Consider the following 16,405-nt stretch of genomic DNA (forward strand, 5'->3'; position numbering starts at 1 on the left):
TCTACACTCCCTGTTCTTTCTTAGGTGACATGGAAAAAACAAAATACGCCATCATTAGTCCCCATACAGCGGCATAACAGGCAATAACAACGGGCATTGAGTTAACGGTTGCTGCATTAAGCTTTATTCCTGCAACATAGCTTAGAGGACCTGAAACAGCACCGAGCAGAACAGCTATTGCAGGTTTAGGTGCAATCCAGTCCAGTGCAACCGGTGCCATAGATGAAAAACCCAGCCACAGCATAACCAACCACAAAGGAAAGTATCCTCCGGCAAAATCGATAACGCCCAGGCTAATCACAATTGCTTCCAGCAATAATCCAACCGCAAACAGCCGCAAAATTAAGGTCCAGCTGACCCTGGCTACGGCAATGCTATAGAAAAATTGCAAGGCTAATAAAACGCCACTAAGCACAATATAGTTCTCACGGCCGGAAACGGCACTTAACCAAAGCGCATTGAACAGAACAAAACTGACAATTTTATGCTGAATAGAAGTCATTAGTAGGCCTGCGATTTGCTGGCGGTAACCTGAACAACCGATACCCGTTGTTCCAGAAAGCCACCTTCACAATAGCTGAAATAGTAGTTCCAAAGTCTGGAAAAGCGTTCATCGTAGCCAAGCTTTTCGAGCTCGCTTTCATGGGCGTTAAAACGCTCTTCCCACTGTCTCAGGGTTTTTGCGTAACTCAGACCGAAGTCGTGCACGTCACGTACCACCAAGTCGGTGTAACGCGTAAACAGTTGCGTCATTTGGCTTAAAGACGGAAGAAAACCACCGGGGAAGATATGCTTTTGAATAAAATCTACAGAGCGAGCATAGGATTTCGCTCGCTGGTCGGCAATAGTGATAGCCTGTAACGACATTCTTCCGTCTTCTTTCAACAGTTTGTTGCAGGTTTTGAAAAAAGTCGGTAAGTATTCCTTTCCTACCGCTTCTATCATTTCAACCGAGACCAACTTGTCGTACTGCCCTTCTAAGTCACGGTAGTCACGTTTCAACAGTTCAATTCTGTCGGACAAGCCCGCCGCTTCAACTTGCTGCTTAGCGTACTGAAACTGCTCATCAGAAATGGTCGTCGTGGTTACCCTGCAACCATAGTTTTTGGCCGCATAAATGGCCAGGCCACCCCAGCCCGTGCCTATTTCCAACAAGTGGTCTTGCGCCTTTAAATCAAGCGAATCGCATAAGCGCTGCATTTTATTGCACTGTGCTTGCTCCAGTGAGTCGGCAGGCTCTTTAAATAAACCACTGGAATATTGCATGGCGCTATCAAGAAAACGGGTATAAAGCTCGTTGCCCAGATCGTAGTGAGCGGAGATATTCTTTTTTGCCTGTCCTTTGTGGTTACGATTACTCCAATGCTGGTATTTATTAAAGGGAAAAGTTAACCAGGCCAGTCGCGTTTCTAGTTTATCTAAGGCCGGTAAGTTACGGGCAAAAATACGAATAACCGAGGTTAAATCGGGGGTATCCCAATGCTTATCAATATACAACTCGGCTGCACCAATACTGCCACCAGTAACCAGGCGACGGTAAAAAGATGAATCCTTCACGTCAATTTCAGCGTTCAGGTCTTTATCGGAATGCCCGAAAGTTTCAATGAACGTGCCTTTCTCTTTTATCGTCAACTGCCCATACTGCAAATGAGCTAGTAGTTTAAAAGCGATAGTTCGGAAAAGCTTATCCAACACACCATACTGAATAGGCGCTACCATAGTTGTTTCACCACTGGACATACAAACTGCCTTCTAATTATTTTAGTTACCAGGGTTTCCGTAAAATGGAACCCGCTTGATAAAAAGCTTTAACGCCTGCCAATAAATGCCCCCAATAATTTTTAGAGCCATAACAGGTGTTGTTCTTAATACGCGGTAAACTTCAGTACGGTTTAGCGGTTGTCTATTTAATTTCATACCGGCAACAAAATCTTTCTCTTGCTGGTGGGCGCTTAGAGTGACTTTTAAACTCTCGGTGGGTGGCTCTATCTGCCAGTGGTAGGTCATATCCATAGGATTAAATGGAGAAACGTGGAATTGCTTTACGGTTTCAGGACACTCTTCTGACAAATCGACCAAGTAATAATGACGTTGCAGCCAGGGCGTATTACTGACTTCAGCTAACATGTGCGTATATTCGTCATTGTCCTGCCGAAGAAAATACAAATTAATGGGGCTAAAAAAAATTCCAAAGGTACGTAAGTTACCGACAAATAGAACCTGACCGGTTAAATCTTTTCCGGCAAGGGAGGACATTTTCTTTAGTGCCGCCTGGTGTAAATTGCCCTCTTCATCTTTTAGGTAGTCCTTTCGACGAAACCAAAGGGGAGCAAAACTGTTACAGGATAACCAACGGCTTATAGAACTGACTTGATCGAGTTCAGATAAATCAATACACCATTGTTGAAAACGGTAATTAAAGGCATGATGTTTGGGGCGATGTCTTACATGAAAAACATCGCCCCAATATATGGCGCTCTTCATGAGTTATCAATCGCTTCAGTATTCAAACGGTTAGCAACATCAATAGCACTTCTTACGCCGTCTTCATGAAAACCGTTATACCAATAAGCACCAACAAAATGGGTGCTGTTCTTTCCGCAAATCGCATTTCGTTCTGCTCTGGCTTTTAAAGACTGAACAGAATATTGCGGGTGTTCATAGGTAAAGGTTTTAATAATCTCATCAGAGTCAATGGCAGCTGTATTATTCAATGTAACGCATACGGTTTTATCACACTGCAACCCTTGCAGGATATTCATATTATAGGTTACTGAACTGGGTTGTTCTTCTGCTGCATCATCTTCTCTTAATAGGTAATTCCAACTTGCCCAGGCACGTCGGTTTCTGGGTAACAAATTCTCGTCTGTATGCAGAACAACCTCATTCGGGCAATATTTTATCTCACCAAGAATACGTTTTTCGTCGGGGCTGGCATCGTCAAGTAAAGCAAGCGCCTGGTCACTGTGACAGGCGAAAACCACTTCATCAAAATACCGTTCCTCGCCATTACTAAAAACAAGAACAACCTGTTCCTGTTGGCGCTTAACCGCAACAATTTCACTGTTTAGCTCAAGCCTTTCTTTAAACGGTTCGGTCAGCATAGGAATGTACGCGTGAGAACCACCAACCAGCGTGTGCCACTGAGGACGGTCGCTAACATTCAATAACCCATGGTTATCAAAGAAACGTAAGAAAAAGCCCAGAGGAAAGTCCTTCGCATCGGCCAGGCTTGCAGACCATATAGCCGAAACCATTGGTAATAAGTAGTACTGCGAGACCGATTCCGGAATATCGTGCCGAGTAAGAAATTCTGCCAACGTGACATTGTCCGCTTCGCTGACATCCTCTTCTAACGCGCTTTTAGCGGCAGCGTTAAATTTCAGAATCCCCCGTAACAAACGGTAAAAAGACAAGCTAAACAAATTTTTCCGCTGTGCAAACAGTGTATTTAAGTTATGTCCGTTAAACTCCAGTCCCGACTTAGGGTCACGTACACTGAAACTCATTTCAGTGTCGCGCCAGGCCACTTTCAGCTCTGTCAACAAGCGTTTAAAGCGTGGATACGTCTTGTCATTAAAAACGATAAAGCCTGTATCCACAGCATACATACTGCCATTAATTTTTACATCGCTGGTGCATGTATGCCCGCCAATATAGTCATTTTTCTCAAATACACTGACTTGATGTTCACGACTTAAATAATAAGCACTGGTAAGACCCGCAATACCACTTCCAATAACGGCTATCTTCATGACGACTGCTTCCTTGCCATTTGTTCTGATAGTTTCACTTGTAAGCCTTCCGGCAAAATAGACATTAACTTCAGAAGGCTACTAAATAGCCACGGAAATGCGATGTCCCGTTTGTTTTTATTAATACCTTTTATTATTGCCTTCGACGCAAATTCAACGTCAACGCGCATTGGCATTTCAAAATCATTGGCATCAGTCATTGGTGTTTTCACAAACCCGGGTGATACGGTTTGAACTTTGATTCCCTGAGATTTCAAATCAACTTCCAGTCCCCGGGCAATATAGTGCATTGCCGCTTTCGAACCGCCATAAGCCTGAGCCCGGGTAAACGGGAGAAGTCTCGCCAGACTGTCAACAATGACCAGACGCGCTGAGTCATTGAACTGAGGAAGCAAGGCTTCCACGCAATTCATTGTGCCGAATACATTCACTTTAAACACACGCTCGAACATGTCGGCATCGAACGCTTTAACGTCGAGGTATTCACACACGCCCGCGCACAGTATGGCGACATCAATACCGTTAATTTGTGCTAAAGCACTTTTCGCCGATTCTTTGTTGGTAATATCAAAGGCGCTGCAGGTTATTTTTTCAGGGTATTGTTTTTGTACCTCTGACAACGCGTCGTTATTTCTTCCGCACACAACAACGTCATTGCCGTCAGCTGCATAATCCAGAGCCAGCTGGCGCCCAATACCTGATGAAGCTCCAGTAATTAAGACTTTCATTCGTCTGTTAGCCTATTTTTAATTTTATCAATGACATAGCCGACTAGCGGTACGTGTTCATAAAGCATTGCGCCGAGATCGTAATAATCTCTTTGTTCTCTGATTTTGCCGTCTTCAAAGGTTAAATACGAAACTCCCGGCAGAATAATTTCCATGCCATTGGCGAGCTTGGGGTGTGCGTAACGCATCTGCCATGTAAGGAACGCCTGCTCTTCCCCAACGCATTCATCGTCAAAGGCAAAGTGACAATACTCAACGTTTTCCATTGTGTGTTTTAGATACTTGCGAAAGTCGTCCAGCCCGACGACATGTTGTATTGGATCAGTAAACGAAATTTCGTCATGGTATAACTCATCCAGATCATCAAGGTTTTCGGTTTTCAGCTCATCGTAGAACTCTTTGAGTTTTTCGACTAATTCACTGTTATCCATTTTTCACCTGCTTAAACGTTGTTAGGAATCGTTCACGAGCAAACTTGTGCTCGACCATGGGGTCGCAATAGTTATTACTGCTTTGTTGCTGAAGCCAACTATGAGGCCAGTGAATATACTTTGTTGGTACTTCCTTAAGTTCCTCTACCCATTTACGAATGTACTGCCCGTCAGGATCAAATTTCTCACTTTGCTTAACCGGATTAAAAACACGAAAATATGGAACGGCGTCAGTTCCGACCGAAGCACTCCATTGCCAGCCGCCATTGTTTGCCGGAAAGCTCCCGTCAATTAAATGCTGCATGAAAAAGGCTTCACCTTTTCGCCAATCCACTAATAGATCTTTTACCAGAAAATTAGCTGTAATCATTCTTAAGCGGTTGTGCATCCATCCGGTTGATGTCAATTGACGCATTCCGGCGTCAACAATTGGATACCCGGTTCGGCCATCACACCAGCGTTGGAAAGCGTCATCGTCCTCTAACCACTGAATGCTGTCAGTTTCAGACTGAAAGCTCTCACCTTTTGATAAACGCGGCACAAAGTACATTAAATGCTGATAGAACTCTCTCCACGCCAGTTCCGTAAGCCAGGTATCAGCCCCGGAAGCAAGCCCAAACGGAAACTCCGGCGAAAACTTGTGTAATGCCCGGACAGCCGTCTGCGGTCCGATAACGCCCTGCGCCAAATAAGCGGAAAGTTGTGAGGTTCCGTTTTCAGCCGGCAAGTCTCGGGCTTGTTGATAATCATCAACGCTGTGGCCAACGAATTGACCCAGTTTCCCCAAAACTTGTTGCTCGCCGGCACTCCAGTCAGACGAATCTTTTCTCCCCAACGGGCATTCAGGCAGGCCTTTTGCGGTAACTCGAGAATAAGATTTAATTTGCAGCGGTTCGCTGTAAGTTTTTTCGCTTAATACTTGTCGCCACCGCCGGTTAAAAGGCGTGAACTTTTTGTAGTAGTCACCTTGTTGTGTTCTGACCTCTCCGGGCGACACCAACAAGTTACCATGATGCGAAACCAGTTCAATATCATCATTGCTTAGTACCGCATTGGTAGCCGCGTCTCTACGCTTTTCATCCAGCGCATATTCCGCATTAATATGTACCCGGGCAATTTTATTTTCCCGACAAAAGGATCGTAAAGCCCCTGGAACCTGACTGAATTTGGGTACTAACTGCACTTGCAGTTCAATGCCCTTTTCGGCTAAATCCTGCTGCAGGCATTCTAAGTTTCGCCAAATAAAGTCAACTTTTATCGGTGCCCAGTCATGGCTTTTCCAGGTTTCGTGGCACACAAAAAATATAGCCAAGGGTGGCTCATCGCCGTGGCATGCAGAAAACACGGCCGGGTTGTCTAAAATTCTTAAATCACTACGAAACCAAATTGCTTCTCGCATCACTACAGCCCATAACGTAATTTTAAATCATCGGGATATGGCGTCAGATACCATTGCCCTTCTAAATATTCTTTCGGAAACTCGCGCAAATAATGTCGTATTAACGTTAGAGGGGACATCAGAGGGAGAATGCCATCGTGATACTGGAGAATGATATCACTCAGCTCTTCTCGTCTTTCATGGGCGAGATCCGCTTTAAAATAACCCTGGATATGTTGAAGCACATTGGTGTGGTTCTTACGCGACGCCGGTTTTGATAAAGCGTCCATCACATCAATGATATATTGCTCCGCAAAGGCACTGTCGATGCTTTCCTGTTCCCCCAGACGTTTCCCCAACTCGCGGTAACGTTGCTGATTATGGGCTAACAAAAGTAGCTTGCAGCGTTGGTGAAACTGCAAAAGCTGATGTTTGGACAGTTTCTGCGTCATTTCTTTCCATTGACTAAACACGTAAACCCGCATCACAAAGTTTTCACGTAAATGCGGGTCATTGAGCCGGCCATCTTCTTCTAAAGGCAAAGCGGGATTCTTTTCTTTAAGCCGCGCGGCAAAAATTCCCATTCCAGCTTTTTGTTCATGCCCGGTTTCCGGATCATATAACTTGACCCGCTCTATACCGCAGCTGGGAGATTTTGCGCATAGAATGTAACCGCTTAACTGCTCTACTTTAACCTGAACCTTATCGGCAAAGGCAGCTAGCTGTGACGTAACATTTTCACCGGTTTTGGGCACTACCGCCTGTACATCGTCATGTTGCTCAAGGCGAATAGTCGGTCTTGGCACCGGCATTCCAATACCAACTTCCGGGCAAAACCGTACCAGTTCAATGTGTCGACTTAATTCATCAACACAGAATGCGGACTTCTTGTGTCCCCCGTCAAACCGGACCTCGTCGCCCATTAAACAGGAACTAATACCCACTTTTAACTTTACCATTTTAACCCCTGTTGAATTTCACTGATGATAATGTACGGTATATCGATAAAAATAGTTTGGCATTTATTCGATAAAAAAGATCCAACCAGACCCACCTCAACGTAATGTTTCTTAATTGTTCAAACTACTAGCCAAATGAGGTTATATGCAGCAGTATCAGCAGTTACAGCTATTCCCGCTTACCTCGCATATAATGCCGGGCGGACGCATGAAATTGAAGGTGTTCGAGCCGCGCTACACCAGGCTGGTAAAAGAGTGTCTGCAAAATAACAGTGAGTTTGTGGTGGCCATGTTTAACAACGAACATGCAACGACATCAAGCGATTACCTTCTTCCTTACGCCACCACAGTAAAGATTATTGATTTTGAACCAAGAGATGATGGCCTACTCGGTATAACCGTTGAAGGGAAAAGTCGGGTTCGTATTGACGAGCATTGGTCTGAAAGCGATAAATTAAGGTTTGGGAAAATAGAGTACCTCGAAAACTGGCCTGAACTTTCTCTGGATAACGCAGCCGATAAACTCAAGACTCGATTACAGGAAGCTTTCGAGACCTACCCGGAACTTTCCGAGTTGTTACCTGATCTCGGCTACGAGAAACTTGACTGGGTTTGTTCAAGGTGGCTTGAAATACTGCCTCTGGACGTCTATACAAAACAAGAGCTGATAAGATGCGAAAGTTGTCTAAAAGCAAAAGAATATCTGTTAGACTTAATTCGTTAATTGAGTAAACATTCTGCCATCTGGGTGATCCATTTTCTCAACACCCCGTAATAGTTAGAACATTGTGTGAAAAGAAGCAGGTCTAATTATGCAAATGGTGTCAGAAAGAACATCGCAACGGGGGTCTATGGCTACCACCCAGACAGACGCTGCCGAGAAAGCCGCGGAACTGCTGGCAAAGATTGCAGAAAATAGAAATCGCGCTGCCTTTAGTGAACTCTTTAGGTTATTTGCACCAAAACTACAATCTTACGCTACAAGACAATTTGGTAATGAACAAACGGCTATGGATCTCGTCCAGGAAACCATGACTAACGTCTGGCATAAAGCTCACTTGTTCAAGCCTGACCGTGGCTCTCCTTCTACTTGGATATTTACCATAGCTCGTAACATCCGCTTCGATTTGCTTCGTAAGAACAAAAAACGCAAAGATGATATCAGTGCTGATGAACTCTGGCCGATTCTCTCCGAGCAGAACGATAGCCTCGATGACGGTTACGCATTGGATCACGATGTTCTGATGCAGGAAATTTCTTTTTATTACGCTCAATTGCCCGATGCACAACGGGTTGTTATTGAGAAGATTTATATTGAAGGTAAATCTCAGCAGGAAGTCTCTGACGCTCTGGGAGTACCTTTAGGGACAATTAAGTCCCGAACTCGTCTAGCATTAAAAAAATTGAAAGAGTTGATAGTCGATGATGATTAAATCACACCCAGGCGAAGGCCTTTTATATCAGTACGCCTCTGGCGATCTTAGCGCGGCGATGACGTTAGTTGTCGGCACACACATTGATATGTGTAAAGCCTGTCGTCAAACCGTGTGTGAGATTGAGCAGAAGTTGTGTGAAGAAAACCTGGATACCTTGGTTAGTGTTGCCAGTACAACAATGAGCAAGTCTCAGTGTGACCAAATGCTGGAAGCCATTTTCGCGTCTTCTGCATGTAACAAACAAGCACACCAACCGAATGAGATGCTCTCTCTGGAAGGTCGTCGCTTTACACTGCCTCGTACTTTGGCTCATAACAGTCATCGCATTGGTGAGTGGTCGAAACTGGTCGGTAAACTCTGGCGCGCACCATTAACTCTGGACAATGGAAATCAGACGAACTTAATTTACATGGCACCAGGAGCAAAACTCCCTGAACATACGCATAAAGGAAAAGAGGCGACTCTGGTTATTGATGGTGTTTTTAATGACGAGCAGAGCGAGTACCGGGACGGTGATTTTATTTTGTTAGACCCCAGCCGTACCCATACTCCGGAAACTCAGGATGAAGACTGTTTAACTCTGGCTACGCTGGATGCACCTTTACACTTTACGTCTGGTATCAGCCGGTTACTGAATCCCTTTAGCCAGCTCTTCTTTCGTTAATTCCCGGCGACTAAGTACAGACTCAAATAAAAAAGAACCCGAGGTTAATCCTCGGGTTCTGCGTTTTCGACTCGACTTTTAAATTTCTGACCAGGTTTGAAGGTGACAACCCGACGCGCTGAAATAGGAATTTCCTCGCCCGTTTTCGGGTTACGCCCAGGGCGCTGATTTTTAGTTCGCAGTTCAAAATTGCCAAAACCTGACAACTTCACCTGCTCGCCTCTTTCCAAAGCAACTCTGATTTCTTCAAAAAAATCTTCAACTAACACTTTGGCATCTTGTTTACTAACACCGTATTTGTCGAACAGCACTTCTGCCAGTTCTGCTTTGGTCAGCGCCATAGTTTAATCCCTCAATGTTGCATTAAACTCACTCTTTAATGTCTCAATAAATTTAGTCATAAGCTCAGTGACTTCCGCTTCTTCCAAAGTTTTGTCGCTGTCTTGCAAAGTAACGGATAGAGCCAAGCTTTGTTTACCTTCTGCCACACCATCACCGATGTAAACGTCAAACAAGTTTAGGTCAACTAACTGTTTTACGCCAACATTTTCCATCGCAGCTATCAGCTCACCTGCCGCAAGGTCCTTATCAACCACAACAGCAAGGTCGCGACGAATAGATGGATAACGAGATACCGGCTTAGCTTGCGGTAAAGGTCGCTCAGTCACGACTGATAACGCCAGTTCAAACACAAAGGTGCGCTGGTTAAGCCCTAAAGCCTTATCAAACTTGGGATGCAAAGCGCCGATATCACCGACTTTTTCAGAGCCGCGGTAAATTGCCGCTGATTGCCCCGGGTGCAGTGCCGGATTTTGCGATGCAACAAAACGGAAGGCCGCAGCATTGCCTGTTTGAGCCAACAAAGCTTCAACATCACCTTTTACATCGTAAAAATCAACCGGACGGTCACCTTCCGACCAATGCTCTGAATGCGCTTTACCAGAACGTATACCGCTGATAACCGCTTCCTGACGAACACCGTTTTCAGCTGACTCGTCTGGAATAAAACGCAAACCCGTTTCTACGAAAGCCAGCACAGACTGCTGACGCTTCTGATTATGAGCAACCGCGCCGACTAATCCCGGCCATAAGCTTACACGCATAGAAGACATATCAACCGAAATTGGGTGTGGCAAGGTCAGCGCTGCGGTTTCATCAAACATCAGTGCCTGATGCTTTGGATCGACAAAGCTGTAGGTTATCGCTTCCTGATAGCCACGACTGACCATAGCATCCACCAACTGATGGGTACTAAGCTGGCTTTCTTTGCGCTCGGTCATACGCAGTTGCGCTGCCGGCGGTGCAGCCTGAATTGAGTTGTAACCGTAAACACGGGCAACTTCTTCAATTAAGTCTTCTTCAATGCTTAAGTCAAAACGGTATGAAGGAATGCCCACCTGCCACTGTTCACCGTCAAATGAAACATCAAAGCCTAAACGCTCTAGAATTTCAGTGACATTGTCATTAGCAATGCTGACACCCAGTACTTTCGCCAATCGGCAGGCTCTTAAGGTAATGCCGTCACGCTTAGGTAAAAATGCTTCTGCTACGGCTTCGGTTACCGGCCCTGCTTCACCACCGCAAATCGCCAACAATAATTCTGTTGCTCTTTCCATTGCAGTACGCTGCAACTGAGGGTCTACGCCGCGCTCATAACGATGAGACGCATCGGTATGTAACCCGTAACGACGCGCTTTGCCTAAGATGGCATCCGGTGCAAAGAACGCGCTTTCCAGAAAAATGTTTTTACTGCTTTCTGTTACACCGCTGTTTTTACCACCGTAAACCCCCGCCATGGCTAGTGCTTTTTTCTCGTCAGCAATAACCAGGGTGTCTTCGTCTAGTTCAACTAATTGCTCATCTAATAAGGTCAACTGCTCTTTCGGCTTAGCTAAGCGAACATCAATGTTCCCTTCCAGCGAGTCGAGATCAAAAGCATGCATGGGGTGACCCAGTTCAAGCAGCACGTAGTTAGTGACATCAACTACCGGGTCAATGCTACGAATACCGCTGCGTCTTAACTTTTCTGTCATCCATACCGGCGTTGGACGAGTTAAATCGACACCTTTAATAACACGGCCTAAATAACGCGGACATTGCTCAGCCGCAGACAAACTAATGCTCAGCGTATCTTCAATACTAGCGGTTACTTCATTACTTTCTGGTACTGTGACATCCAGACGGTTCAATACCCCTACTTCACGTGCAATACCACGAATACTCAGACAGTCACCACGGTTAGGCGTTAAGTCGATATCAATACTGTTGTCGTCAAGTTGCAGGTATTTACGGTAATCTTCTCCAACCGGAGCATCAGCCGGAAGCTCAATAATGCCATCATGCTCATCAATAAGGCCCAGCTCTTTAAACGAGCACAGCATACCGTTTGACGGCTGACCGCGAAGCTTCGCTTTCTTAATTTTGAAATCACCAGGCAATACCGCACCAACTTTAGCAACCGCAACCTTAATGCCTAAGCGGCAGTTAGAGGCGCCACAAACAATATCCACCGGCTCGTCTTCGCCAACATTAACTTTGGTCACTTGCAGTTTATCTGCGTCCGGATGAGGACCACACTCAATCACTTCACCAACGACGACAGTATGGAATTCATCGGCAACCGGCTCAACAGCATCTACTTCAAGACCTGCCATGCTGAGCTGTTCACTCAATTCATGACTGCTGATGTCGGGGTTAACCCATTCCCTTAACCATTGTTCACTGAATTTCATTGCTTACTGCCCGTTAGTTAAATTGTTTGAGGAAACGCAGATCGTTCTCGAAGAACGCACGTAAGTCATTCACGCCGTAGCGCAACATGGTAAGACGTTCAACGCCCATACCAAACGCAAAGCCGGTGTACTTTTCCGAATCAATGCCTACCGCCTTCAACACGTTTGGGTGCACCATGCCGCAACCTAAAACTTCTAGCCATTTACCATCTTTACCCATGACATCAACTTCTGCCGAAGGTTCGGTAAATGGGAAGTACGAAGGTCTGAAACGCACCGTCAGCGACTCTTCGAAAAAGTGATTCAGGAAGTCTTCTAAAATTCCTTTTAATTGGGTAAAGCTGACGTCGGTATCAACCATTAACCCTTCAACCTGATGAAACATCGGTGTGTGGGTCTGGTCGTAGTCATTCCGGTAAACCCTTCCTGGAGAAATGATCCGCAGTGGCGGTTTTTCATTTTCCATAGTACGAATTTGTACACCAGAAGTTTGCGTACGCAGCATTGTTGAGGGGGTAAAATAAAACGTATCGTGGTCGGCTCGTGCCGGATGATTCGCCGGAATATTCAACGCATCAAAGTTATGAAAACCGTCTTCTACTTCCGGGCCTTCTTTTACGCTAAAGCCTAAATCACCAAAAAACTGCTCAATGCGGCGAATCGTCTGAGTAACCGGATGCACACCGCCTACCGCTGAATGCCGTCCGGGTAAAGTAACGTCTATGCGTTCCGCTTCCAGCTTTTGCGCTAATTCAGCCGCTTTCAATAGCTCTTTACGAGCATTGATACTGGTCTGAACTTGTTGCTTGGCTTCATTAATTTTTTGTCCGGCTTCCCGGCGCTCAGACGGATCTAACTTACCTAAGCCTTTTAAAAGCTCAGTGAGCTGCCCTTTCTTGCCCATATACTCGACGCGGACTTCGTCTAACGCAGTCGGTGAATCTGCGGCCGCAATGGCCGATTCAGCCTGCTCAACAATTTGCTCTAGCTGCATCGTATCCCTCAACAACACAAGATAAATAATAAAGGCGCTATGATAGCGAATTTTCAATGAAAAAGGGAGCCAATTGGCTCCCTTCTAAATCTGTTTATTCGAACCCATAAAGGTTTTGAATAATTACAGTGCGCCTTTTGCTTTCTCAACCAAAGCGGCAAAACCGTTTTGATCATGAACAGCGATATCGGCTAAGATTTTACGATCGATTTCAATAGATGCTTTTTTCAGACCATTGATAAAGCGGCTGTAAGACAGACCGTTTTGACGAGCCGCAGCATTGATACGAACAATCCACAATTGACGGAATTGACGTTTTTTGTTGCGACGGTCACGGTATGCATATTGACCTGCTTTAGTTACTGCCTGGACCGCTACGCGATAAACGCGACTACGGGCACCATAATAACCTTTCGCCTGCTTCAGGACTTTTTTGTGACGCGCTCTCGCGATTACACCACGTTTTACTCGTGCCATTTGCTATCTCTCCTTATGCGTACGGTAACATGCGAACGACTAATTTAACGTCGGCCTCATGGACCATGCTCTTAGCGCGAAGCTGACGCTTACGCTTAGGGCTCTTCTTAGTCAGAATGTGACGCAAGTGAGATTGCTTGCACTTAAAACCACCAGAAGCAGTCTTTTTAAAGCGCTTGGAAGCGCCCTTGTTCGATTTCATTTTTGGCATGAAATTAAACTCCGCATTGTTGATAAAAGTGTGAAAGGGTGAGCCTGACAATCAGACTACTTGTAAACCACGATCACTTCTTGTTGGGTGCCAAGACCATAATCATCTGGCGCCCTTCGGCACGTCTTGGGAACGACTCAACAATTGAGATTTCTTCTAAATCGTTTTTAACGCGATTCAGCAATTCAATGCCCAACTCTTGGTGTGCCATTTCCCGGCCACGGAAACGGATAGTGACTTTAGTTTTGTCACCTCCCTCGAGGAAACGACGCAGGTTGCGCAGTTTTACCTGGTAGTCGCCCTCATCAGTACCAGGTCGGAACTTAACTTCCTTGACCTGAATCTGTTTCTGTTTTTTCTTCTGCTCTTTCTGTTCTTTACTCTTTTCAAAGAGGAACTTGCCGTAATCCATCAAGCGGCAGACTGGTGGTTCTGCGTTAGGGCTCATCTCCACCAAATCAACACCAGCTTCCGCTGCTGCATCAAGAGCCTCGTTAATACTGACGACACCAGCTTGTTCACCATCGGTTCCGATTAAGCGAACTTCATCAACGCCTGTAATTTGTTCGTTGATACGGTTTTTATCTGCAGCTTTCTGAGTTCTTTTTCCGCCTTTAATGGTTTATTCCTCCAAACAATTAATCAATTTTGCGAGTACGGACTTCGTCCTCTACACGAGTAATGAAGTCTTCTAACGGGAATTTGCCCAAGTCTTCACCACCACGTGTACGTACCGCAACCTCACCAGCTTCGACTTCTTTATCGCCGACAACCAGTAAATATGGAACACGTTTTAATGTGTGTTCACGGATTTTAAAGCCTATCTTCTCATTTCTCAAGTCGGCTGATGCACGAATTCCCTTTTCGTTCAGGGTTTTGACAACTTTTCGTACATAATCGCTTTGATTATCCGTGATATTCATTAATACAACTTGCGTTGGCGACAACCACAATGGGAAGTGCCCTGCGTACTCTTCAATGAGAATACCCATGAAACGTTCAAGTGATCCCAAAATAGCGCGGTGAATCATAACTGGCGTGTGTCGCTCGTTATCTTCGCCTACGTATGTGGCACCTAAACGCCCTGGCAACGCAAAATCGAGCTGTATTGTACCACATTGCCACGCTCTGCCCAGACAATCGAACAAAGTAAATTCTATTTTCGGACCATAAAAGGCACCTTCACCCGGCAAATACGAAAAATCGATGTCATTATTTTTCAAAGCCTGAGCTAATGCTGTCTCCGAGCGATCCCATGTAGCATCGTCGCCTAAGCGCTTTTCCGGGCGGGTAGACAGCTTCACATCGATGTTCTCAAAACCAAAGGTTTTGTAGGTTTCGTACACCATTTTGATACAACCAGCGACTTCTTCCTGAACCTGTTGTTCGGTACAGAAAATGTGTGCATCATCTTGTGTAAAACCTCGAACACGCATCAGACCGTGCAAAGCACCAGATGGTTCATTACGGTGACAGCTACCAAATTCAGCCATACGTAATGGTAAGTCGCGGTACGACTTTAAGCCCTGATTGAAAATTTGAACGTGCCCCGGGCAGTTCATAGGCTTAACGGCATACTCGCGGTTTTCCGATGAGGTGGTAAACATAAGTTCTGAGAATTTCTCCCAGTGACCTGATTTCTCCCACAGCACCCGGTCCATCATCATAGGACCTTTAACTTCCTGATATTCGTATTCGCGCATTTTTTCGCGAATGTAAGTTTCTAACTCACGGAAAATGGTCCAACCGTTGTGGTGCCAGAACACCATACCCGGCGCTTCTTCCTGCCAATGAAATAAATCCTGAGCTTTAGCAATTTTACGGTGATCGCGTTTTTCTGCTTCTTCTAGACGCTGCAAATAGGCTTTTAGCTGTTTTTTATCTGCCCAGGCCGTACCGTATATACGCTGCAGCATTTTGTTGTCAGAATCACCACGCCAGTATGCACCGGCCATTTTCATAATTTTAAAATGCTGGCAAAACTTCATGTTGGGTACATGCGGACCACGGCACATGTCGATGTATTCTTCGTGGTGATAGAGCCCTGGCGTTGCATCGGTCGGGATGTCTTCGTCCAGAATCTCTATTTTGTAGGGTTCATGGCGTTCTACGAAAGTTTCACGGGCTTCTTTCCAGCTGGCTTTTTTCTTTACAACGGCATATTCCGTTTTAGCCAGTTCTTTCATCCGCTTTTCAATTTTCTCAAGGTCTTCCTGAGTGAAGGTGTGATCAACATCAATATCGTAGTAAAAACCGTTATCAATGACGGGACCTATTGCCATTTTTGCGTCTGGCCACATCTGTTTAACAGCATGCCCCATTAAATGAGCACAAGAGTGGCGAATAATGTGTACGCCGTCGTCATCTTTTGGTGTCACAATTTCAATACGGGCATCATGTTCAATGAGTTCACAGGCATCAACCAGCTCACCGTCAATACGGCCGGCAACTGTTGCTTTCGCAAGGCCAGCACCGATATCGGCGGCAACTTCCATAATGCTTACAGGTTTATCGAATTCACGTTGACTTCCGTCAGGGAGAGTAATTACAGGCATGAAACTTCCTTTCCAACCAGTGGTGACACCTACCAAGTGCCACGTGCTCTATTTTGGTTTTATCTGCTTTATAGAAAAAACCTAC

Annotated in this window: 18 protein-coding genes; 3 read left to right on the forward strand and 15 right to left on the reverse strand. The window is 45.4% G+C overall.

The window, feature by feature from the left end:
- Position 1: 1 nt before the first annotated feature.
- The 8 genes from IL_RS07090 to IL_RS07125 are packed head-to-tail and all read right to left on the reverse strand — an operon-like array spanning position 2 to position 7,251.
- A complete protein-coding gene (locus IL_RS07090) occupies positions 2-502 on the reverse strand; it encodes a DUF2878 domain-containing protein (protein ID WP_011234628.1) in 501 nt (166 codons plus the stop codon).
- Positions 502-1,740 carry an SAM-dependent methyltransferase gene (locus tag IL_RS07095; RefSeq protein ID WP_011234629.1) on the reverse strand — a complete coding sequence of 413 codons (1,239 nt, stop codon included), beginning with the start codon at positions 1,738-1,740 and terminating at the stop codon, positions 502-504. The genes IL_RS07090 and IL_RS07095 overlap by 1 nt, the downstream gene beginning before the upstream one ends.
- A 21-nt stretch (positions 1,741-1,761) precedes the next feature.
- Positions 1,762-2,484: a DUF1365 domain-containing protein gene (locus IL_RS07100; RefSeq protein ID WP_011234630.1), complete on the reverse strand. Its 723-nt coding sequence runs from the start codon at positions 2,482-2,484 to the stop codon at positions 1,762-1,764.
- Positions 2,481-3,755 carry an NAD(P)/FAD-dependent oxidoreductase gene (locus IL_RS07105; protein ID WP_011234631.1) on the reverse strand — a complete coding sequence of 425 codons (1,275 nt, stop codon included), beginning with the start codon at positions 3,753-3,755 and terminating at the stop codon, positions 2,481-2,483. Before IL_RS07105 ends, IL_RS07100 begins: the two co-directional genes overlap by 4 nt.
- Positions 3,752-4,483: an SDR family NAD(P)-dependent oxidoreductase gene (locus tag IL_RS07110; protein WP_011234632.1), complete on the reverse strand. Its 732-nt coding sequence runs from the start codon at positions 4,481-4,483 to the stop codon at positions 3,752-3,754. The genes IL_RS07105 and IL_RS07110 overlap by 4 nt, the downstream gene beginning before the upstream one ends.
- A complete protein-coding gene (locus IL_RS07115) occupies positions 4,480-4,914 on the reverse strand; it encodes a nuclear transport factor 2 family protein (protein ID WP_011234633.1) in 435 nt (144 codons plus the stop codon). The genes IL_RS07110 and IL_RS07115 overlap by 4 nt, the downstream gene beginning before the upstream one ends.
- Positions 4,907-6,313: a deoxyribodipyrimidine photo-lyase gene (phrB, locus tag IL_RS07120; protein WP_011234634.1), complete on the reverse strand. Its 1,407-nt coding sequence runs from the start codon at positions 6,311-6,313 to the stop codon at positions 4,907-4,909. Before phrB ends, IL_RS07115 begins: the two co-directional genes overlap by 8 nt.
- A gap of 2 nt (positions 6,314-6,315) precedes the next feature.
- Entirely contained in the window at positions 6,316-7,251 is a 936-nt protein-coding gene (locus tag IL_RS07125; RefSeq protein WP_011234635.1) for a YbgA family protein, read from the reverse strand.
- A 145-nt stretch (positions 7,252-7,396) separates the two neighbouring features.
- On the opposite strand from IL_RS07125, the gene IL_RS07130 reads away from it, so the two are divergent.
- The 3 genes from IL_RS07130 to IL_RS07140 all read left to right on the forward strand — a co-directional run bounded on the left by IL_RS07130 (position 7,397) and on the right by IL_RS07140 (position 9,351).
- Positions 7,397-7,975 carry an LON peptidase substrate-binding domain-containing protein gene (locus tag IL_RS07130; protein WP_011234636.1) on the forward strand — a complete coding sequence of 193 codons (579 nt, stop codon included), beginning with the start codon at positions 7,397-7,399 and terminating at the stop codon, positions 7,973-7,975.
- Positions 7,976-8,063: 88 nt separating this feature from the next.
- Positions 8,064-8,684: a sigma-70 family RNA polymerase sigma factor gene (locus IL_RS07135; RefSeq protein ID WP_011234637.1), complete on the forward strand. Its 621-nt coding sequence runs from the start codon at positions 8,064-8,066 to the stop codon at positions 8,682-8,684.
- A complete protein-coding gene (locus IL_RS07140; RefSeq protein ID WP_011234638.1) occupies positions 8,674-9,351 on the forward strand; it encodes a ChrR family anti-sigma-E factor in 678 nt (225 codons plus the stop codon). The genes IL_RS07135 and IL_RS07140 overlap by 11 nt, the downstream gene beginning before the upstream one ends.
- Before the next feature lie 44 nt (positions 9,352-9,395).
- Here the strand turns inward: IL_RS07140 and IL_RS07145 are convergent, their stop codons facing one another.
- The 7 genes from IL_RS07145 to thrS all read right to left on the reverse strand — a co-directional run bounded on the left by IL_RS07145 (position 9,396) and on the right by thrS (position 16,320).
- A complete protein-coding gene (locus tag IL_RS07145; RefSeq protein WP_011234639.1) occupies positions 9,396-9,692 on the reverse strand; it encodes an integration host factor subunit alpha in 297 nt (98 codons plus the stop codon).
- A 3-nt stretch (positions 9,693-9,695) separates the two neighbouring features.
- A complete protein-coding gene (gene pheT / locus IL_RS07150) occupies positions 9,696-12,083 on the reverse strand; it encodes a phenylalanine--tRNA ligase subunit beta (RefSeq protein ID WP_011234640.1) in 2,388 nt (795 codons plus the stop codon).
- Between the two features lie 13 nt (positions 12,084-12,096).
- The gene (pheS, locus tag IL_RS07155; RefSeq protein ID WP_011234641.1) at positions 12,097-13,077 is read right to left on the reverse strand and encodes a phenylalanine--tRNA ligase subunit alpha; all 981 of its coding nucleotides are present in this window, start codon (positions 13,075-13,077) and stop codon (positions 12,097-12,099) included.
- Between the two features lie 123 nt (positions 13,078-13,200).
- Positions 13,201-13,554: a 50S ribosomal protein L20 gene (gene rplT, locus IL_RS07160; RefSeq protein ID WP_011234642.1), complete on the reverse strand. Its 354-nt coding sequence runs from the start codon at positions 13,552-13,554 to the stop codon at positions 13,201-13,203.
- 13 nt (positions 13,555-13,567) lie between these two features.
- On the reverse strand, positions 13,568-13,765 hold the full coding sequence (rpmI, locus tag IL_RS07165; RefSeq protein WP_011234643.1) for a 50S ribosomal protein L35: 198 nt from the start codon (positions 13,763-13,765) through the stop codon (positions 13,568-13,570).
- A 73-nt stretch (positions 13,766-13,838) separates the two neighbouring features.
- On the reverse strand, positions 13,839-14,384 hold the full coding sequence (gene infC, locus IL_RS07170; RefSeq protein ID WP_011234644.1) for a translation initiation factor IF-3: 546 nt from the start codon (positions 14,382-14,384) through the stop codon (positions 13,839-13,841).
- Between the two features lie 19 nt (positions 14,385-14,403).
- Positions 14,404-16,320 carry a threonine--tRNA ligase gene (gene thrS, locus IL_RS07175; protein WP_011234645.1) on the reverse strand — a complete coding sequence of 639 codons (1,917 nt, stop codon included), beginning with the start codon at positions 16,318-16,320 and terminating at the stop codon, positions 14,404-14,406.
- Positions 16,321-16,405 lie beyond the last annotated feature (85 nt).

The sequence above is a fragment of the Idiomarina loihiensis L2TR genome (assembly GCF_000008465.1).
GTDB lineage: Bacteria > Pseudomonadota > Gammaproteobacteria > Enterobacterales > Alteromonadaceae > Idiomarina > Idiomarina loihiensis.